The organism is Escherichia sp. F1, assembly GCF_046764225.1.
Taxonomy (GTDB): Bacteria; Pseudomonadota; Gammaproteobacteria; order Enterobacterales; family Enterobacteriaceae; genus Escherichia; species Escherichia coli.
Map to the genome: position 1 here is coordinate 4,713,182 of NZ_CP177202.1, position 19,988 is coordinate 4,733,169.

Annotated in this window: 15 protein-coding genes; 9 read left to right on the forward strand and 6 right to left on the reverse strand. The window is 54.2% G+C overall.

What is annotated here, in order from left to right; all coding sequences use genetic code 11:
- Positions 1–188: 188 nt before the first annotated feature.
- From ptsP to ACK8NJ_RS22575, 4 genes are all read left to right on the forward strand, one after another.
- The gene (ptsP, locus tag ACK8NJ_RS22560) at positions 189–2,690 is read left to right on the forward strand and encodes a phosphoenolpyruvate--protein phosphotransferase (protein WP_411961995.1); all 2,502 of its coding nucleotides are present in this window, start codon (positions 189–191) and stop codon (positions 2,688–2,690) included.
- Between the two features lie 11 nt (positions 2,691–2,701).
- Positions 2,702–3,364, forward strand: a complete 663-nt coding sequence (fsa, locus tag ACK8NJ_RS22565; RefSeq protein ID WP_000424838.1) for a fructose-6-phosphate aldolase — start codon at positions 2,702–2,704, stop codon at positions 3,362–3,364.
- A 10-nt stretch (positions 3,365–3,374) separates the two neighbouring features.
- Positions 3,375–4,478 (forward strand): bifunctional L-1,2-propanediol dehydrogenase/glycerol dehydrogenase, encoded by a 1,104-nt coding sequence (gene gldA / locus ACK8NJ_RS22570; protein WP_000374004.1) that lies wholly within the window; start codon positions 3,375–3,377, stop codon positions 4,476–4,478.
- 330 nt (positions 4,479–4,808) lie between these two features.
- Positions 4,809–5,426, forward strand: coding sequence for a DUF1287 domain-containing protein (locus ACK8NJ_RS22575; RefSeq protein WP_411961996.1), 618 nt, complete (start codon positions 4,809–4,811; stop codon positions 5,424–5,426).
- 26 nt (positions 5,427–5,452) lie between these two features.
- Here ACK8NJ_RS22575 and yijE read toward each other — a convergent pair whose 3' ends face one another.
- The 5 genes from yijE to metB form a co-directional block, all read right to left on the reverse strand.
- Entirely contained in the window at positions 5,453–6,358 is a 906-nt protein-coding gene (yijE, locus tag ACK8NJ_RS22580) for a cystine transporter YijE (protein ID WP_048969935.1), read from the reverse strand.
- Positions 6,359–6,451: 93 nt separating this feature from the next.
- Positions 6,452–8,632, reverse strand: coding sequence for a catalase/peroxidase HPI (gene katG, locus ACK8NJ_RS22585; protein WP_001296626.1), 2,181 nt, complete (start codon positions 8,630–8,632; stop codon positions 6,452–6,454).
- 328 nt (positions 8,633–8,960) lie between these two features.
- On the reverse strand, positions 8,961–9,851 hold the full coding sequence (gene metF, locus ACK8NJ_RS22590) for a methylenetetrahydrofolate reductase (RefSeq protein WP_000007523.1): 891 nt from the start codon (positions 9,849–9,851) through the stop codon (positions 8,961–8,963).
- A gap of 350 nt (positions 9,852–10,201) precedes the next feature.
- Complete coding sequence (metL, locus tag ACK8NJ_RS22595; RefSeq protein ID WP_021516635.1) at positions 10,202–12,634, reverse strand: bifunctional aspartate kinase/homoserine dehydrogenase II; 2,433 nt, start codon at positions 12,632–12,634, stop codon at positions 10,202–10,204.
- Between the two features lie 2 nt (positions 12,635–12,636).
- Positions 12,637–13,797 (reverse strand): cystathionine gamma-synthase, encoded by a 1,161-nt coding sequence (metB, locus tag ACK8NJ_RS22600; protein ID WP_000197201.1) that lies wholly within the window; start codon positions 13,795–13,797, stop codon positions 12,637–12,639.
- A 276-nt stretch (positions 13,798–14,073) separates the two neighbouring features.
- Here metB and metJ point away from each other — a divergent pair, with 276 nt between their 5' ends.
- Both metJ and ACK8NJ_RS22610 read left to right on the forward strand, forming a co-directional pair.
- Positions 14,074–14,391, forward strand: a complete 318-nt coding sequence (gene metJ / locus ACK8NJ_RS22605; protein WP_000852812.1) for a met regulon transcriptional regulator MetJ — start codon at positions 14,074–14,076, stop codon at positions 14,389–14,391.
- Positions 14,392–14,450: 59 nt separating this feature from the next.
- Positions 14,451–15,059 carry a YiiX family permuted papain-like enzyme gene (locus ACK8NJ_RS22610; protein ID WP_411961997.1) on the forward strand — a complete coding sequence of 203 codons (609 nt, stop codon included), beginning with the start codon at positions 14,451–14,453 and terminating at the stop codon, positions 15,057–15,059.
- Between the two features lie 60 nt (positions 15,060–15,119).
- Here the strand turns inward: ACK8NJ_RS22610 and rpmE are convergent, their stop codons facing one another.
- A complete protein-coding gene (gene rpmE, locus ACK8NJ_RS22615) occupies positions 15,120–15,332 on the reverse strand; it encodes a 50S ribosomal protein L31 (RefSeq protein ID WP_000710769.1) in 213 nt (70 codons plus the stop codon).
- A 202-nt stretch (positions 15,333–15,534) separates the two neighbouring features.
- On the opposite strand from rpmE, the gene priA reads away from it, so the two are divergent.
- The 3 genes from priA (at position 15,535) to ftsN (ending at position 19,965) form a co-directional block, all read left to right on the forward strand.
- Positions 15,535–17,733, forward strand: coding sequence for a primosomal protein N' (gene priA, locus ACK8NJ_RS22620; RefSeq protein ID WP_001330197.1), 2,199 nt, complete (start codon positions 15,535–15,537; stop codon positions 17,731–17,733).
- A gap of 155 nt (positions 17,734–17,888) precedes the next feature.
- A complete protein-coding gene (cytR, locus tag ACK8NJ_RS22625; RefSeq protein WP_000644904.1) occupies positions 17,889–18,914 on the forward strand; it encodes a DNA-binding transcriptional regulator CytR in 1,026 nt (341 codons plus the stop codon).
- A 91-nt stretch (positions 18,915–19,005) separates the two neighbouring features.
- On the forward strand, positions 19,006–19,965 hold the full coding sequence (gene ftsN / locus ACK8NJ_RS22630) for a cell division protein FtsN (RefSeq protein WP_000068834.1): 960 nt from the start codon (positions 19,006–19,008) through the stop codon (positions 19,963–19,965).
- Positions 19,966–19,988: the final 23 nt, after the last annotated feature.

Consider the following 19,988-nt stretch of genomic DNA (forward strand, 5'->3'; position numbering starts at 1 on the left):
TACAAAAATGCGATCCGCCTCATAACTTGCGATAATCCGGAAGTACGCCGCAAAACGGCGTCTTGTGAGACGCGTCGCAAATTGACGGTTACATTACATTTGTCCAGCTTTTGGCAGATTTGTCACATGGCAGGCCGTTGCCGTGCGCTCTTATCCTGTAAACAGAAAACCGTACCGGGAGAAAGGCAATGGCCCTGATTGTGGAATTTATTTGTGAGCTACCTAACGGCGTACATGCGCGTCCGGCAAGCCACGTTGAAACGCTGTGTAATACTTTTTCATCACAAATTGAGTGGCATAACCTGCGCACTGACCGCAAGGGCAACGCCAAAAGCGCCCTTGCGCTGATTGGCACCGATACGCTGGTGGGCGATAACTGCCAGTTACTGATTTCCGGGGCCGACGAACAGGAAGCGCACCAGCGTTTAAGCCAATGGCTGCGCGATGAATTCCCCCACTGCGACGCACCGCTGGCGGAAGTAAAATCTGACGAACTGGAACCACTGCCGGTTTCACTGACCAATCTGAATCCGCGAATTATCCGCGCCCGCACCGTGTGCAGCGGTAGCGCAGGCGGCATTCTGACGCCGATCTCTTCTTTAGATCTCAATGCGCTGGGTAATCTTCCTGCTGCCAAAGGCGTTGACGCCGAGCAATCCGCGCTGGAAAACGGCCTGACGCTGGTACTGAAAAACATTGAGTTTCGTCTGCTGGATAGTGACGGTGCCACCAGCGCGATTCTGGAAGCGCACCGCTCCCTGGCTGGCGATACTTCCCTGCGCGAACATTTACTGGCAGGCGTCAGCGCCGGATTAAGCTGCGCCGAAGCAATTGTTACCAGCGCGAATCACTTTTGTGAAGAGTTCGCCCGTTCCAGCAGCAGCTACCTGCAAGAACGTGCTCTGGACGTACGCGACGTCTGCTTCCAGTTACTCCAGCAAATCTACGGTGAGCAACGCTTCCCGGCACCGGGCAAACTGACGCAGCCCGCCATTTGTATGGCTGATGAACTGACCCCCAGCCAGTTCCTCGAACTGGATAAAAATCACCTCAAAGGATTGTTGCTCAAAAGCGGCGGCACCACCTCACATACGGTGATCCTTGCCCGTTCGTTCAACATTCCGACACTGGTTGGTGTGGATATTGATGCCCTCACTCCGTGGCAGCATCAAACGATTTATATCGACGGCAACGCTGGGGCGATTGTGGTTGAGCCAGGGGAAGCCGTAGCTCGTTATTATCAGCAGGAAGCCCGCGTACAGGACGCCCTTCGTGAGCAACAGCGTGTCTGGCTGACCCAACAAGCCCGTACCGCTGACGGTATCCGCATTGAAATTGCCGCTAACATCGCTCACTCCGTGGAAGCGCAGGCCGCATTCGGCAATGGTGCGGAAGGCGTTGGTTTGTTCCGCACTGAAATGCTCTATATGGATCGCACCAGCGCACCGGGCGAAAGCGAGTTGTATAACATTTTTTGTCAGGCGCTGGAGTCCGCCAACGGGCGCAGCATTATTGTGCGCACTATGGACATTGGCGGTGACAAACCCGTTGATTATCTGAACATTCCCGCAGAGGCAAACCCGTTCCTCGGTTATCGCGCCGTGCGTATTTATGAAGAGTACGCGTCGTTATTTACCACACAACTACGGTCGATTCTCCGTGCCTCCGCTCACGGCAGCCTGAAAATCATGATCCCGATGATCTCTTCAATGGAAGAGATCTTATGGGTGAAAGAAAAACTGGCGGAAGCCAAACAGCAACTGCGTAACGAACACATTCCGTTTGATGAGAAGATCCAGCTCGGCATCATGCTGGAAGTGCCGTCGGTGATGTTCATCATCGATCAATGCTGTGAAGAGATTGATTTCTTTAGTATTGGTAGTAATGACCTGACGCAATATCTGCTGGCAGTGGATCGCGATAACGCTAAGGTTACTCGTCACTATAACAGCCTGAATCCAGCATTCTTGCGGGCGCTCGATTACGCCGTGCAGGCGGTGCATCGCCAGGGCAAATGGATTGGTCTGTGCGGTGAACTGGGAGCGAAAGGTTCCGTGCTGCCATTGCTGGTCGGTTTAGGGCTGGATGAGCTGAGCATGAGCGCACCATCAATTCCGGCGGCGAAAGCGCGGATGGCGCAACTTGATAGCCGCGAATGCCGCCAGTTGCTCAACCAGGCAATGGCCTGCCGTACTTCGCTGGAAGTGGAACACCTGCTGGCACAATTCCGCATGACACAACAAGACGCACCGCTGGTCACCGCCGAGTGCATCACACTGGAAAGCGACTGGCGCAGCAAAGAAGAAGTACTCAAAGGCATGACCGATAACCTGCTGCTGGCGGGCCGCTGCCGCTATCCGCGTAAACTGGAAGCCGACTTGTGGGCGCGCGAGGCCGTTTTCTCTACCGGTCTGGGCTTTAGTTTTGCCATTCCCCACAGCAAATCGGAACATATTGAGCAATCCACCATCAGCGTAGCGCGTCTGCAAGCGCCGGTGCGCTGGGGCGATGATGAAGCGCAATTCATCATTATGTTAACGCTGAACAAACACGCTGCGGGCGATCAGCACATGCGCATTTTCTCGCGCCTCGCTCGCCGCATCATGCACGAAGAATTCCGTAACGCGCTGGTTAACGCCGCCTCTGCCGACGCTATCGCCAGCCTGCTGCAACATGAACTGGAACTGTAAAAGGAAACATCATGGAACTGTATCTGGACACCGCTAACGTCGCAGAAGTCGAACGTCTGGCACGCATATTCCCAATTGCCGGGGTGACAACTAACCCGAGCATTATCGCTGCCAGCAAGGAGTCCATCTGGGAAGTGCTGCCGCGTCTGCAAAAAGCGATTGGTGATGAGGGCATTCTGTTTGCTCAGACCATGAGCCGTGATGCGCAGGGAATGGTGGAAGAAGCGAAGCGCCTGCGCGACGCCATTCCGGGTATTGTGGTGAAAATCCCAGTGACTTCCGAAGGTCTGGCAGCAATTAAAATACTGAAAAAAGAGGGTATTACTACACTTGGCACCGCTGTATATAGCGCCGCACAAGGGTTATTAGCCGCACTGGCAGGGGCAAAATACGTTGCTCCGTATGTTAACCGCGTCGACGCCCAGGGCGGAGACGGCATTCGTACGGTTCAGGAGCTGCAAGCACTGTTAGAAATGCACGCGCCAGAAAGCATGGTGCTGGCAGCCAGCTTTAAAACGCCGCGTCAGGCGCTGGACTGTTTACTGGCAGGATGTGAATCCATCACCCTGCCCTTAGATGTAGCGCAACAAATGCTCAACACCCCTGCGGTAGAGTCAGCTATAGAGAAGTTCGAACACGACTGGAATGCCGCATTTGGCACTACTCATCTCTAAAGGAGCAATTATGGACCGCATTATTCAATCACCGGGTAAATACATCCAGGGCGCTGATGTGATTAATCGTCTGGGTGAATACCTGAAGCCGCTGGCAGAACGCTGGTTAGTGGTGGGTGACAAATTTGTTTTAGGTTTTGCTCAATCCACTGTCGAGAAAAGCTTTAAAGATGCTGGACTGGTAGTAGAAATTGCGCCGTTTGGCGGTGAATGTTCGCAAAATGAGATCGACCGTCTGCGTGGCATCGCGGAGACTGCGCAGTGTGGCGCAATTCTCGGTATCGGTGGCGGAAAAACCCTCGATACTGCCAAAGCACTGGCACATTTCATGGGTGTTCCGGTAGCGATCGCACCGACTATCGCCTCTACCGATGCACCGTGCAGCGCATTGTCTGTTATCTACACCGATGAGGGTGAGTTTGACCGCTATCTGCTGTTGCCAAATAACCCGAATATGGTCATTGTCGACACCAAAATCGTCGCTGGCGCACCTGCACGTCTGTTAGCGGCGGGTATCGGCGATGCGCTGGCAACCTGGTTTGAAGCACGCGCCTGTTCCCGTAGCGGCGCTACCACTATGGCGGGCGGCAAGTGTACCCAGGCGGCGCTGGCACTGGCAGAACTGTGCTACAACACTCTGCTGGAAGAAGGCGAAAAAGCGATGCTTGCCGCCGAACAGCATGTAGTGACTCCGGCGCTGGAGCGCGTGATTGAAGCGAACACCTATTTAAGCGGTGTAGGCTTTGAAAGTGGTGGTCTGGCTGCGGCGCACGCAGTGCATAACGGCCTGACCGCTATCCCGGACGCGCATCACTATTATCACGGTGAAAAAGTGGCATTTGGTACGCTGACGCAGCTGGTTCTGGAAAACGCACCGGTTGAGGAAATCGAAACCGTAGCTGCACTTAGCCATGCGGTAGGTTTGCCAATAACTCTCGCTCAACTGGATATTAAAGAAGATGTCCCGGCGAAAATGCGAATTGTGGCAGAAGCAGCATGTGCTGAAGGTGAAACCATCCACAACATGCCTGGCGGCGCGACGCCAGATCAGGTTTACGCCGCACTGCTGGTAGCCGACCAGTACGGTCAGCGTTTCCTGCAAGAGTGGGAATAACCTACTCCAAACTCCCGGCTTGTCCGGGAGTTTGAGAGTGCAGGCAAAGTGGCTCACTCGTCACTGCGGGCATGTTTTTCCCCCTCGCCCTTTCAGGGAGAGGGTCGGGGTGAGGGTAAATATTCGCCCCGGAGCTGGCCTGTTCCCCTCACCCTAACCCTCTCCCCAAAGGGGAGAGGGGACTGTTCGAGCACTTTTTATACGTTATCACCCGTCTGAAACTCCCACGTTGTTCAGGAATTTTTTATCCGCTTCTGGACATTTTCTCTACAGAACAATCGTTAGCCCGGAAGGTCGAATCTGTGACTCTTATTTTCACGGACGGAACAGATGAAAGCTTCACTGGTGCTGATCAGCCTGCTAACGGCATTTACCAGCCACTCCTTAAAATCTCCGGCCGTTCCACCAACCGTGGTACAAATTCAGGCCAACACTAACCTTGCCATCGCAGACGGTGCCAGACAGCAAATCGGCAGCACGCTATTTTACGATCCGGCGTATGTGCAGCTTACCTATCCTGGCGGTGATGTCCCGCAAGAACGCGGCGTATGTTCCGATGTGGTGATCCGCGCCTTGCGCAGCCAGAAGGTCGATTTGCAGAAACTGGTTCACGAAGATATGGCGAAGAATTTTGCTGAGTACCCGCAAAAATGGCAGTTAAAGCGCCCGGACAGCAACATCGATCACCGTCGGGTGCCTAATCTGGAAACCTGGTTTAGCCGCCATGATAAAACACGCCCCACCAGCAAGAACCCCGGTGATTATCAAGCGGGCGATATTGTCTCCTGGCGATTAGATAACGGGCTGGCGCATATTGGGGTGGTGTCAGATGGCTTCGCCCGCGACGGTACGCCGCTGGTGATACATAACATTGGCGCAGGCGCGCAGGAAGAAGACGTGCTGTTTAGCTGGCGGATGGTGGGGCACTATCGGTATTTTGTTAAATAAGCGATCGCCCCACATGAAGAAAAAATTCAGATGTTTTTTACACTGACAGCTTCTTTTTTCTTACGGCTCACCAGCGCCAGTGCCAGCACAATCAGCACAATACCGCTACCTTCAACGGCCCCCGGATTCTCACCGAGCAGCCACCAGGAAAAGAGTACGCCGCAAACGGGAACGGCCAGTGTGCTTAAGCTGGCAATACTGGCAGGCAAGTTTTTCAGCACAAACAGCCATAAGCTCCACGCCAGCGCCGTCGCCAGAATCGCACTGTAGGCCAGCGCCCAGAACACGGTGGGCTGCCAGTCAATTTCACGTTGCGGCACCAGTAAAGCGACCACACTCATCACCAGCGCCGCATAGAGCATCTGCCAGGATGTTAACGACAATAAATCCACGCGTGGATGGCGGGCGTATAGGCGTTTCGCGACAATCGCGCTCGCCCCCCAACTAACACCGGAGAGGATTGCCAGCAGGGCACTTTTCATCGAAGAGAAATCGAGTTGCCACGGCTGCAACACCAAAAATAAGCCGAAAGCGGCAATCAGTATCGCGAAATATTGCCCACGTCGCAGGCGTTCACCGAGAAACAACGCGGCGAAAATCACCACCCAGAACGGCATGGTATAGCTCAGGATCGCCACCTTCCCCGCTCCTCCGCTAACCAGCGCCCACTGTGCCAGGCCAACCATCCCGCAGGTTTGTAACAGGGCAATGGCTAAGGTGTATTTAAACGGCGTCGGGCGCAGTCCGCGACCACGTAATAAAAGGACGATGAATAAAACGAGAGCGCCGAAAATGCAGCGTAAGGCGGTGAAGTCGAAGGCACCGATGTAGCTGGTGACTTGCTTCATGAAAATCCAGCTATAACTCCAGATAAGTGTGAGCACAACCAGGCCACTGATTGCCAGTGGGTTGCTCTTTCCTGCGGCAGACATGAGAGATCCAGTGTGTAGTTTTCCTGTGGACACTATACGCCGGTAAAGAAACTTCAGCGACTGCCTGAAAGACAGTCGCTGAAGAAGGTCAGATTACAGCAGGTCGAAACGGTCGAGGTTCATCACTTTCACCCATGCCGCCACGAAGTCTTTAACAAACTTCTCGTGGGCATCGCTGCTGGCGTAAACTTCAGCCACCGCACGCAAGACAGAGTTAGAGCCAAAGACCAGATCCGCACGGCTGGCTGTGTATTTCACTTCGCCGGTTTCACGGTCACGGCCTTCGAACAGCTCTTTCGATTCGTCGGTCGCTTTCCACTCGTAACGCATATCCAGCAAGTTCACGAAGAAGTCATTGCTTAATACGCCCACGCGGTCAGTGAAGACGCCGTTTTTGCTGCCATCGAAGTTGGCACCCAGTACGCGCATCCCGCCCACCAGCGCGGTCATTTCCGGCGCAGTCAGCGTCAGTTGCTGTGCTTTATCAATCAGCAGTGACTCGGTGGTGGAAACGTCCAGACGAGCGCGATAGTTACGGAAACCGTCAGCAATTGGCTCCAGCAGCTCAAACATCTCAATGTCAGTCTGATCCTGACGCGCATCAACGCGACCCGGCGCAAACGGTACATGAATGCTCAAACCTGCGGCGCTTGCGGCTTTCTCAACGCCAACCACACCTGCCAGCACGATGATATCCGCCAGCGAAGCTTTGCCAGACTCTTTCTGAATTTTCTCCAGAACTGGCAGAGCACGAACGGCTGCGGCGTTCACATCCCAGTCGCGCTGCGGCATTAATGCCAGACGCGCACCGTTGGCACCACCGCGTTTGTCGCCACCACGGAAGGTAGAAGCAGACGCCCAGGCTACCGATACCAGCTCGCTGACAGACAGACCAGAATCCGCAATCGCGAATTTCAGATCGATAATGTCCTGCTCGGTCGGGTTGTAGATCGGCTGCGGCAGCGGATCTTGCCAGATCAGATCTTCTTTCGGTACTTCCGGCCCGATGTAACGAGATTTCGGCCCCATATCCCTGTGCGTCAGTTTGAACCAGGCACGGGCAAAGGCTTCGTTGAACGCCTGCGGATCGTTGAGGAAACGACGAGAGATCTTCTCGAACTCAGGATCAAAACGCAGCGTCAGGTCGGTCACCAGCATTGTCGGTTTACGTTTCTTCGACGGATCGAACGGATCCGGGATAATTTCCGGTGCGTCTACCGCTTCGAACTGGATTGCGCCAGCCGGGCTGCGGGTCTGTACCCACTCATATTTGAACAGGTTCTCGAAGAAATAGTTGCTCCACTGGGTCGGCGTCTGGGTCCAGACCACTTCCAGACCAGAGGTGATGGCATCTGCGCCAACGCCGCTGCCGTAAGTGCTCGCCCAACCTAAACCTTGTTCTTCAATCGGTGCAGCTTCTGGATCAGGACCTACGTTTGATGTCGGACCGGCACCGTGAGTTTTACCCAGCGTATGACCACCCGCAATCAGCGCCACGGTTTCTTCGTCGTTCATGCCCATGTTGCCGAAGGTCGCGCGGATAGCTGCTGCCGCAGAAAGCGGTTCGCCGCTGTGATCCGGGCCTTCCGGGTTAACGTAAATCAGGCCCATCTCGGTTGCGCCCAGCGGTGCTTTCGCCAGTGCTTCCGGATGACGGTGGGTCAGCCAGGCTTTTTCATCACCCCAGTTAACATCCAGATCCGGTTCCCAGACGTCTTCACGACCGGCACCAAAACCGAAGGTACGGAAGCCGGAGTTTTCCAGCGCCACGTTACCCGCGAGGATAAACAGGTCGGCCCAGGAGATTTTCTGACCATATTTCTGTTTGATTGGCCACAACAGGCGACGCGCTTTATCGAGGCTTACGTTATCTGGCCAGGAGTTCAGCGGTGCAAAACGTTGCTGACCACGACCCGCGCCGCCGCGCCCATCGATTGAACGGTAAGTCCCCGCGCCGTGCCAGGCCATACGAATAAACAGACCGGCGTAGCTGCCCCAGTCGGCAGGCCACCACGGCTGAGATTCTGTCAGCAGGGCTTTCAGATCTTTTTTCAGGCCGTAGTAATCTAATTTGCTGAATTCTTTGCGGTAGTCAAAGTCCTCACCCAGCGGGTTAGAACGATTAGAATGTTGGTTTAACAGGTCAACACGGAGTTGATTTGGCCACCAGTCGCGCGTGGTTGTGCCCCCACCTGCGCTCTGGTCGTGACCGCCCTGATGGAACGGGCATTTGCCAGTGGCTGTCGTGTTATGGATATCGTCTGACGTGCTCATCAATGTGCTCCCCTCTACAGTGTTACCGTTACGATACACAGCGTTAGAGAGAAGTTATAATTGAATTAATCCACGGATGCGATAGTTGAGATCTTACATATTGTTGGTTAAAGAGATGTAGATCAAATTGATCGTAATTAAGCTTTTTTGATTATGTCCGAATTCGGACAAATGCTTTATAAAAAAGGGTTTTAGCTTTATATCCTTCAAGTAATGAGGGAGAAAACAAGGCTGACACCCTTATTTTCCCGCCCTCATTTCGAGGCAGCATTTTGTGCTCTGTTTAAAATTTGTGATCACTGTGTGATTTTCACAAAAGCCACACTATTTATAAACCAGGTCGAACACCCAGCGTATGGCAAATCGCGTAACTCATTTCAGCACGGTTAAGCGTATAGAAGTGGAAATCTTTCACTCCTTCACGGCTTAAAATCTTCACCATATCCATGGCGATATTCGCGCCCACCAGCTTGCGGGTTTCGGCATCATCATCAAGCCCGTCGAACATTTGTGCCATCCACGCTGGAATACGCACATTGGTCATGTCGGCAAATTTCTTCGCCTGTTTAAAGTTAGATACCGGCAAAATTCCCGGAATGATTTCCACATCAATGCCCGCCGAGACGCAGCGATCGCGAAAACGCAGGTAGCTTTCGACATCAAAGAAGAACTGAGTAATCGCGCGATTGGCTCCGGCATCGACTTTGCGTTTCAGGTTGAGCAAATCCGCCTGAGCGCTTTTTGCTTCCGGGTGTACTTCCGGATACGCCGCCACGGAGATATCGAAATCTGCCACTTCTTTTAACAGCGTCACCAGGTCAGAAGCGTACATTTCTGGCTTACCACTTCCCGGCGGCAGATCACCACGCAGCGCCACGATATGACGAATACCGTTATTCCAGTAGTCGCGTGCAATGGTGCGCAGCTCGTCGGGCGTCGCATCAATGCAAGTAAGATGCGGTGCCGCTTCCAGACCAGTGCGATCTTTAATGCCTTTAATAATGCTGTGCGTACGGTCGCGCTCGCCGGAGTTCGCGCCATAGGTCACCGATACAAACTTCGGTTTCAGGCTGCTAAGGCGATCGATGGAGTTCCACAGGGTCTGCTCCATTTCACTGGTACGCGGCGGGAAAAACTCGAACGAAACGTTAATCTGCCCCTGGACTTCTGCCAGACTCTGATTCAGGGCATCCCGCTGGCTGGCGTGAAAAAAGCTCATACCTTACCTCATCAATCGCTTGTAGTTATATGTTGTGTTGTGAACATCTATCCATTTAGACGTCCAGATGTAAAGATGAAGGAAAAGCCGAGGGGCGTCAACCGAAAAATGACCAATGATGGTGAGGAAAAATCAGGGAAGATGAAAAAAATTCAGGATGGTAAGGAAAAGAAAATCCGGTATGCAAAACAGACCGGATTGCAGATGTAGGCTAACAACGTACTTATTGCTTCTTGCCGGATACGGCGTAAACGCTTCATCCGGCCTATAATCCTATGATAATTCAATAAATTACATTAGAACCCATAGACCCGAAGACATGCGTACCGGACATTATTAGATTCCTGAAATTACAACAACTGCGCCAGGCGGTTAATATCCGACTGAATCGCCCCGGCGGTGACATCGCGCCCTGCGCCAGGCCCACGGATCACCAGCGGGTTGTCGCGATACCAGCGGCTTTCGATGGCAAAGACGTTATCGCACGGCAGCAGTGATGCCAGCGGATGATCTTCACGCACCGCTTCCACGCCCACACGCGCTTTGCCGTTGGCATCGAAACGCGCCACGTAGCGCAGCACCAGCCCCATTTCGCGGGCCGCTTCCAGTCGTTGCACCATCTGCTCGTTAAGTTCATCGCCGTTTTCAAAGAAATGGTCGATGCTACCGCCTTCGCAATGGGCAGGTACCAGCGATTCCACGCGCACCTGATCTGGTTCGATGTCGTAACCCGCTTCACGCGCCAGAATCACCAGCTTGCGCATCACGTCTTTGCCGGAAAGGTCATCACGCGGATCAGGCTCGGTTAAGCCCTGCTGCCACGCCTGATCCACCAGCTCGGTAAACGGCACGCTACCGTCGAATTGCAGGAACAGCCAGGAGAGCGTGCCGGAGAAGATCCCACTGATCGACAAAATAGTATCGCCGCTGTCGATCAGATCGCGCACGGTATGGTTGATCGGCAAGCCCGCACCGACGGTGGCGTTGTACAGCCAGTGACGCCCGGTTTTTTCGAAGGCGTCGTGGATCTGGCGATATTTATTGCTGTCGCTGGCTCCCGCCAGTTTGTTGGCGCTGATGACGTGGAAACCGTGGCTGGCAAAATCGAGATACTGATCAGCAAGCTGCTGGCTGGCGGTAACGTCCAACACCACTAAATCATCATACGGATGGGCGCGCATCCACAGGAACAGCGACTCTTCATCCTGCTCGACCGCTTCATCGTTGAAGAAGGCTAACGCGCGGCTGGCGTCCAGCCCGTCATAGCTCAACAGGCTGCGGCGGCTGTCCACCACGCCTGCCAGCACAAATTCAAAGCCGGTACGCGCCGAAAGCGTGCTCTGCTCACGGGCGAACAGTTCCAGCCAGCGGGAACCGATATTGCCCTTGCCGAACAATACCAGGCCGATGCGTTTTTCCGCGCGAAAGACGGACTGATGCAGACCCTGAATCAGGCTTTCGGTCGGCCCGGTGCGCAGTACTGCCACCAGGCTGATGCCGTCATCCGACTGCCAGGTAAATTCGACCGGCTGGCCTTTCAGTTGCTGCCAGAAGCGGTGGCAATGTAGCGGGTTACGGGTGACGCCTGCACCAACCATCGCCACCAGCGCCAGCCCCTGACGCAGACGCAGTTCGCCAGGTAATCCCGCTTCGTCGAGGATTTTCAGCGCACTGTCAGCGACTTCTGAGGTGTAGCAAAATTGCAGCAACTGGCGATCGTTATGTACGCCAACCGCCAGTGGGCGCACCTGAGCACGTTTCAGGATCTGGTCGATCTCTTTATGCGCCAGTTTGAAATCCTGGCTGGTGGGCACCTGAAACTCAATCAAGCAGACATCATCGTGGCTGGTGACAATACGCGCACCAGTACCGGAGGCCAGCACGCGTTCAATGCGCGTGGAACCTTGATCCGGCGTGTAGCTACAGCGCAGCTGCAGGTCGATTTCGCTGCCAGAAACTGGCTGTAAAGTACGGGCGTGAAGAACGGGAGCCGCCAGACGCGCCAGTTCGCTGGCCTCATCCAGACGCAGCAATGGCAGCAGACAGGCATCTTTCACTTTACGCGGGTCGGCACTGTATACCCCGGCGACGTCGCTCCAGATGGTTACACGAGAAACACCCGCCAGCGCACCGATTTGTGTCGCGGAATAGTCGGAACCGTTACGCCCCAGCAGCACCGTTTCACCGGCGTTGTTACGGCTGATAAACCCGGTCACCACCAGACGTTTGCCTGGATGTTGTACCAGTAGCTGTTGCAGCAACGGGTAAGAAAGCCCTTCATCAACCTGCGGTTGCGCAGCGCGTTCAGCGCGTAAAAACTCGCGAGCATCAAGCCAGGCCGCTGGCAGCCCTTGTTGATTAAGTACCGCAGACATCAGGCGCGCCGACCACACTTCGCCGTGGCCCACCACTTCCGCATACACCGCGTCGTTAATACCGCTGTCGAGCAGCGCCGCCAGGCGCTCAAGATCGCTGATAAAGGCACTAATGAGGCTATCGGCTTCTTCGGCGGGTAGCAGGCCGCTAATCAGATCGCACTGATAGCGACGCAGCGTTTGTTGAACCTGATGCGCAGAGAGACGATCGGTCTGACTTAGTTTCAACCAGTTAATCAACTGGTTAGTGGTGCTACCGGCGGCGGAAACCACCATCATATCGTCAGGCTGAGAGTACTCCGCCATAATGCCCGCGACACGCAAATAACACTTCACATCAGCCAGACTACTGCCACCAAATTTATGCAGTTGACGACCTTTCGCCCCTGCCTGCGCAATCACACTCATTTTTACCCCTTGTTTGCAGCCCGGAAGCCATTTTCCAGGTCGGCAATTAAATCTTCGCCATCTTCAATACCGGTGGAGATACGCAGCAGCGTCTCGGAGATCCCGGCGGCAGCACGCGCTTCTGGTGCCATGCCTGCATGTGTCATGGTTGCGGCGTGAGAGATTAAACTTTCCACTCCCCCTAATGATTCCGCCAGCGTAAACAACGACAGCCCGCCCAGGAAACGACGCAGCGTCTGCTCATCGCCATCCAGTTCAAAACTCAACATTGCGCCAAAGCCTTTTTGCTGGCGCGCGGCAATTTCATGCCCCTGATTTTCTGGCAGCGACGGGTGATACAGTTTTTTCACCAACGGCTGGGTTTGCAGATATTTCACAATCGCCTGCGCGTTGCGCTGGGCCAGCTCCATACGCGGCACCAGCGTTCGCAAACCACGTAGCAGCAGATAGCTGTCAAACGCGCCGCCCGTCACGCCAATATTATTTGCCCACCAGGCCAGTTCGGTGACAACGTCCGGATCTTTAGCAATCACCACGCCGGCCACCACGTCTGAGTGACCGTTCAGATATTTCGTGCATGAATGCAACACCAGATCGGCACCTAATGCCAGCGGATTTTGTAATGCCGGGCTTAAGAAGGTGTTATCCACCACGCTCACCGCCCCGACTTCCCTTGCCAGATGGCAGATTTTCGCAATATCCACGACGCGTAACAATGGATTACTTGGGCTTTCTACCAGTACCAGTTTGGGGTTTTCTGCCAGCGCTGCCCGTAATGCCTGTTCATCGCCTTGATCAACAAACAACACGCGATAGCAACCGCGTTTCGCCAGGCTGTCGAACAGGCGATAGCTGCCGCCGTAGCAGTCGTGCGGCGCAACCAGCAGATCGCCAGGTTTCAAAAAGACGGTCGTTACCAGGTGAATCGCGGACATGCCGGTATTAGTAAGTACTGCACCAGCACCGCCTTCCAGTTCTGCCAGCGCACGCTGAACCACATCGCGCGTTGGGTTGCCGCGCCGCGAGTAATCATGCGCGCGCGGTTCATTAAATCCGGTAAAGTTATAGGTGCTGGAAAGATGGATGGGAGGGACAACGCAACCATACTGTTCGTCGTCATTTAACCCGCTACGCACTGCGATGGTGGCCTGTTTACGCGTCATGTGATGAAGTTCCCTGGGCTTGGTCGGTGAAATGTCAGGCACCAGAGTAAACATTGTGTTAATGGACGTCAATACATCTGGACATCTAAACTTCTTTGCGTATAGATTGAGCAAATCCCAAATAGCCGTTAAAATTATATGCATTATCACGCCGACAGGTGCATTACACGATGTCACGGTAACGCCTGTACGGTAAACTATGCGGGTTTACGGTCAGTACCCACATTAACTGTGTGGTCTGGTCTCAATTTATTGACGAAGAGGATTAAGTATCTCATGGCTGAATGGAGCGGCGAATATATCAGCCCATACGCTGAGCACGGCAAGAAGAGTGAACAAGTCAAAAAGATTACGGTTTCCATTCCTCTTAAGGTGTTAAAAATCCTCACCGATGAACGCACGCGTCGTCAGGTGAACAACCTGCGTCACGCTACCAACAGCGAGCTGCTGTGCGAAGCGTTTCTGCATGCCTTTACCGGGCAACCTTTGCCGGATGATGCCGATCTGCGTAAAGAGCGCAGCGACGAAATCCCGGAAGCGGCAAAAGAGATCATGCGTGAGATGGGGATTAACCCGGAGACGTGGGAATACTAAAGCGGAAAAGAGCGGCGCGGAGTTAACCAGCCGCTTTTTTCATACATGGACGTTTAACGATGAAAATCAGGCTACTGATCCCCGGCCTGCTGGTTTCTGTGCCTGCATTTGCCTGGCAACCACAAACCGGCGACATCATCTTTCAGATCTCTCGCTCATCGCAAAGTAAAGCGATCCAACTGGCGACCCATTCCGATTACAGCCACACCGGTATGCTGGTGATACGCAACAAAAAGCCCTACGTTTTTGAAGCGGTCGGCCCGGTGAAATACACCCCGCTCAAGCAGTGGATTGCCCATGGTGAAAAGGGCAAATACGTTGTTCGCCGCGTTGAAGGCGGACTGAGTGTTGAACAACAGCAAAAACTGGCGCAAACGGCGAAACGTTATCTCGGCAAACCGTACGATTTCAGCTTCTCATGGAGCGACGATCGCCAGTACTGTTCGGAAGTGGTGTGGAAGGTTTACCAGAATGCGCTGGGAATGCGTGTGGGCGAACAGCAGAAGCTGAAAGAGTTCGATCTTAGTAACCCGCTAGTTCAGGCAAAGCTCAAAGAACGCTACGGCAAAAATATTCCGCTTGAGGAAACGGTAGTTTCACCACAAGCCGTTTTCGACGCGCCACAACTCACCACAATCGCCAAAGAATGGCCGCTGTTTTCCTGGTAATACGACCAAAATTCAGGCACAAAAAAAGCGCCGTGCGGCGCTTTTTTCGGAAATCCGGTCTTATTTGCTGCCCGGGATGTTGAAACGCTTGTTGAAGCGGTCAACACGGCCACCGGTAGCAACATCACGCTGTTTGCCAGTGAAGAACGGGTGGCACTTGCTGCACACGTCGAGGTTCAGGTCATGACCAACGGTGGAGCGGATTTTCATTACGTTACCGCAAGAGCAGCTAGCAGTAATTTCTTCGTATTTCGGGTGAATATCTTTTTTCATGGGAAAACCTCGGTTTAAGGCCGCGTCGCTCTTCCAGCCCTAACGCCAGACACCACGCGATGTTAAAAGTATAGCTTCAATACGATCATTTCGTACGAAGGCGCGAAATCATACAGAAATTAACCAGCGTATGCAAACTGATCCGCACTCTTCTACGGCAATGTGTATACTAACCCACCGAATTTCAAGTCAGGATGATGCTATGCCCGTTGCCCACGTTGCCTTGCCCGTTCCGCTTCCTCGTACCTTTGACTATCTGCTGCCAGAAGGCATGACGGTTAAAGCCGGGTGTCGCGTGCGCGTGCCGTTTGGCAAACAGCAGGAGCGCATCGGGGTTGTGGTATCAGTTAGCGATGTCAGTGAGCTGCCGCTTAACGAGCTGAAAGCGGTAGTTGAAGTTCTGGACGTTGAGCCGGTATTTACTCACTCCGTCTGGCGATTATTGCTCTGGGCGGCAGATTACTATCATCATCCAATTGGCGATGTGCTGTTTCATGCCTTGCCGATTTTACTACGCCAGGGGCGGCCTGCGGCGAACGCGCCGATGTGGTACTGGTTTGCCACTGAACAAGGCCAGGCGGTGGATCTGAACAGCCTGAAACGCTCGCCAAAGCAACAACAGGCGCTGGCAGCGTTACGGCAAGGCAAAATCTGGCGCGATCAGGTTGCCACGCTCGAATTTAATGATGCCGCATTGCAGGCACTGCGCAAAAAAGGTCTGTGTGATTTAGCAAGTGAAACACCAGAGTTTAGCGACTGGCGAACGAACTATGCCGTTTCTGGTGAGCGGTTGCGGTTGAATACCGAACAGGCCACCGCCGTTGGCGCAATTCATAGCGCGGCAGATACTTTTTCTGCCTGGCTGCTGGCGGGCGTTACCGGTTCCGGTAAAACGGAGGTTTATCTCAGTGTACTGGAAAACGTGCTCGCTCAGGGCAAACAGGCGCTGGTGATGGTGCCGGAAATCGGCCTGACACCGCAAACTATCGCCCGTTTTCGTGAACGTTTTAATGCCCCGGTGGAAGTTCTGCATTCCGGCCTGAACGACAGCGAGCGTCTTTCGGCGTGGTTGAAAGCGAAAAATGGCGAGGCGGCGATTGTCATCGGCACCCGCTCCGCGCTGTTTACGCCGTTTAAAAATCTCGGTGTGATTGTCATTGATGAAGAGCACGACAGTTCCTACAAGCAGCAGGAAGGCTGGCGCTATCATGCCCGCGACCTGGCGGTTTATCGTGCGCACAGCGAGCAAATCCCGATTATTCTTGGCTCCGCAACACCCGCACTGGAAACGTTATGCAACGTCCAGCAGAAAAAATACCGCCTGCTGCGCCTGACGCGTCGGGCGGGGAATGCGCGCCCGGCAATTCAACATGTGCTGGATTTAAAAGGTCAGAAGGTGCAGGCAGGTCTGGCTCCGGCGTTAATCACCCGTATGCGCCAGCATTTACAGGCCAATAATCAGGTTATCCTCTTTCTTAATCGCCGTGGCTTTGCGCCGGCCTTGCTGTGCCACGACTGTGGCTGGATTGCCGAATGCCCGCGCTGCGATCACTACTACACGCTGCATCAGGCACAACAGCATTTGCGCTGTCACCACTGTGACAGCCAACGCCCGGTGCCGCGCCAGTGCCCTTCCTGCGGTTCCACACACCTGGTACCCGTGGGGCTGGGCACCGAACAGCTTGAACAGACGCTCGCGCCGCTGTTCCCCGGCGTGCCCATTTCTCGTATCGACCGCGATACCACCAGCCGCAAAGGGGCGCTGGAACAGCAACTGGCGGAAGTACATCGCGGCGGTGCGAGGATTTTGATCGGCACGCAAATGCTGGCGAAAGGTCACCACTTTCCGGATGTGACGCTGGTGGCATTACTGGACGTAGACGGCGCGTTGTTTTCTGCCGATTTTCGCTCGGCAGAGCGTTTCGCCCAGCTTTACACTCAGGTCGCCGGTCGTGCCGGGCGTGCGGGTAAACAGGGCGAAGTGGTGCTGCAAACGCACCATCCGGAACATCCTCTGTTGCAAACATTGCTCTATAAAGGCTACGACGCCTTTGCCGAACAGGCGCTGGCTGAACGACGCATGATGCAACTGCCGCCGTGGACCAGCCATGTGATTGTGCGTGCGGAAGATCATAACAATCAGCACGCGCCGCTGTTCCTGCAACAACTGCGTAATCTCATCCTCTCCAGCCCGCTGGCAGACGACAAACTGTGGGTTCTCGGTCCCGTTCCGGCACTGGCACCTAAACGTGGCGGCCGCTGGCGCTGGCAAATTTTGTTGCAGCACCCTTCCCGCGTGCGATTACAGCACATCATCAATGGTACGCTGGCGCTTATTAATACAATACCGGATTCCCGTAAGGTGAAATGGGTGCTGGATGTCGATCCCATCGAGGGCTAATGCGCAAACGATGCGAGGCGGATCGAAAAATTCAATATTCATCACACTTTTCATGAAAATTCTGTAACCGTTTTCACGCGCTATCTGCTAAAAATGTTGCCGATGTGAAGTAAACATGGAAGTAGTACGCCTGCCGTGCCAGGCGAGGAGTGAGTGTGAAAGCGAAGAAGCAGGAAACTGCCGCGACCATGAAAGACGTTGCCCTCAAGGCAAAAGTCTCTACAGCGACCGTCTCCCGAGCATTAATGAATCCCGATAAAGTCTCCCAGGCCACCCGTAATCGGGTTGAAAAAGCGGCCCGGGAAGTGGGTTATTTACCTCAGCCTATGGGGCGCAACGTCAAGCGTAATGAATCCCGTACCATTCTGGTGATTGTCCCGGATATCTGCGATCCCTTCTTTAGCGAAATTATTCGCGGTATCGAAGTTACGGCGGCAAATCACGGATATCTGGTGCTGATTGGCGACTGTGCGCATCAAAATCAGCAGGAAAAAACCTTTATCGATTTGATCATCACCAAGCAAATTGATGGCATGTTGTTGCTGGGTTCAAGGCTGCCGTTTGATGCCAGCATTGAGGAACAGCGTAATCTGCCGCCGATGGTGATGGCGAACGAATTTGCACCGGAACTGGAGCTGCCTACAGTTCATATCGACAATCTGACCGCCGCATTTGATGCAGTAAATTATTTATATGAGCAAGGGCATAAACGGATTGGCTGTATAGCCGGTCCCGAAGAGATGCCGCTGTGTCACTACCGCCTGCAAGGCTATGTTCAGGCGCTGCGTCGCTGCGGCATTATGGTTGATCCGCAATACATCGCCCGTGGCGACTTCACCTTCGAAGCCGGAAGCAAAGCAATGCAACAGCTGCTTGATCTTCCACAACCGCCTACTGCTGTCTTCTGCCATAGCGATGTGATGGCGCTCGGCGCACTTTCTCAGGCAAAACGCCAGGGGCTGAAAGTCCCGGAAGACCTTTCCATAATCGGTTTTGATAACATCGACCTGACGCAATTTTGTGATCCGCCGCTGACAACCATCGCGCAGCCGCGTTACGAAATCGGTCGGGAAGCTATGCTGTTATTGCTTGATCAAATGCAGGGGCAACACGTTGGCAGTGGCTCTCGTTTAATGGACTGCGAACTTATCATCCGGGGATCAACACGCGCGTTACCTTAAAGTAAACCTTTAAGACTGCCGTGACTGGTCAAAGGCCCGCCGCTTAAGTAACATGGCGGGCTGACGAACGAATAAATACAGCGAAACGATAGTGGCACAACGAGATTATGTACGCCGCAGCCAACCGGCACCTTCGCGGCGAAAAAAGAGCACCTCACGGAAAAAGCAACGAAATCTGCCTGCGGTTTCTCCCGCTATGGTCGCTATTGCTGCCGCCGTTCTTGTGACCTTTATCGGTGGTCTGTACTTCATTACGCATCACAAGAAAGAAGAGTCCGAGACGCTGCAAAGCCAGAAAGTGACCGGAAACGGACTACCACCGAAACCAGAAGAACGCTGGCGCTACATTAAAGAGCTGGAAAGTCGCCAGCCGGGTGTGCGTGCGCCCACAGAACCTTCTGCCGGTGGTGAAGTGAAAACGCCGGAGCAACTGACACCAGAACAACGTCAGCTTCTTGAACAAATGCAGGCTGATATGCGCCAGCAGCCAACGCAGCTGGTTGAAGTTCCGTGGAATGAACAGACGCCGGAACAGCGCCAGCAAACGCTACAGCGCCAGCGTCAGGCGCAGCAATTAGCGGAACAGCAACGTCTGGCTCAGCAGTCGCGTACGACTGAACAAAGCTGGCAGCAGCAGACGCGTACGTCGCAAGCCGCGCCGGTACAGGCGCAACCGCGCCAGTCTAAACCGGCTTCTACTCAGCAGCCGTACCAGGATCTGCTGCAAACTCCTGCGCACACCACCGCGCAGTCGAAGCCGCAGCAAGCTGCGCCAGTTGCTCGTGCCGCTGACGCGCCAAAACCGACGGCGGAGAAAAAAGACGAACGCCGCTGGATGGTGCAGTGCGGTTCGTTCAGAGGCGCGGAACAGGCAGAGACGGTACGTGCTCAGCTGGCGTTCGAAGGCTTTGACTCGAAAATCACCACCAACAATGGCTGGAATCGTGTGGTCATTGGCCCGGTGAAAGGCAAAGAGAACGCAGACAGCACCCTCAATCGGTTGAAGATGGCGGGTCATACAAACTGCATTCGGCTCGCCGCCGGGGGTTGAAACCCTCAAAATCCCCCCCATCT

Excerpts from the sequence above, each read along its gene's own strand:
- metB (WP_000197201.1), bottom strand. The coding sequence starts at position 13,797 with ATGACGCGTAAACAGGCCACCATCGCAGTGCGTAGCGGGTTAAATGAC.
- metJ (WP_000852812.1), top strand. The coding sequence starts at position 14,074 with ATGGCTGAATGGAGCGGCGAATATATCAGCCCATACGCTGAGCACGGC.
- priA (WP_001330197.1), top strand. The coding sequence starts at position 15,535 with ATGCCCGTTGCCCACGTTGCCTTGCCCGTTCCGCTTCCTCGTACCTTT.
- katG (WP_001296626.1), bottom strand. The coding sequence starts at position 8,632 with ATGAGCACGTCAGACGATATCCATAACACGACAGCCACTGGCAAATGC.
- metF (WP_000007523.1), bottom strand. The coding sequence starts at position 9,851 with ATGAGCTTTTTTCACGCCAGCCAGCGGGATGCCCTGAATCAGAGTCTG.
- rpmE (WP_000710769.1), bottom strand. The coding sequence starts at position 15,332 with ATGAAAAAAGATATTCACCCGAAATACGAAGAAATTACTGCTAGCTGC.
- ptsP (WP_411961995.1), top strand. The coding sequence starts at position 189 with ATGGCCCTGATTGTGGAATTTATTTGTGAGCTACCTAACGGCGTACAT.
- metL (WP_021516635.1), bottom strand. The coding sequence starts at position 12,634 with ATGAGTGTGATTGCGCAGGCAGGGGCGAAAGGTCGTCAACTGCATAAA.
- yijE (WP_048969935.1), bottom strand. The coding sequence starts at position 6,358 with ATGTCTGCCGCAGGAAAGAGCAACCCACTGGCAATCAGTGGCCTGGTT.
- gldA (WP_000374004.1), top strand. The coding sequence starts at position 3,375 with ATGGACCGCATTATTCAATCACCGGGTAAATACATCCAGGGCGCTGAT.
- ACK8NJ_RS22610 (WP_411961997.1), top strand. The coding sequence starts at position 14,451 with ATGAAAATCAGGCTACTGATCCCCGGCCTGCTGGTTTCTGTGCCTGCA.
- ACK8NJ_RS22575 (WP_411961996.1), top strand. The coding sequence starts at position 4,809 with ATGAAAGCTTCACTGGTGCTGATCAGCCTGCTAACGGCATTTACCAGC.
- fsa (WP_000424838.1), top strand. The coding sequence starts at position 2,702 with ATGGAACTGTATCTGGACACCGCTAACGTCGCAGAAGTCGAACGTCTG.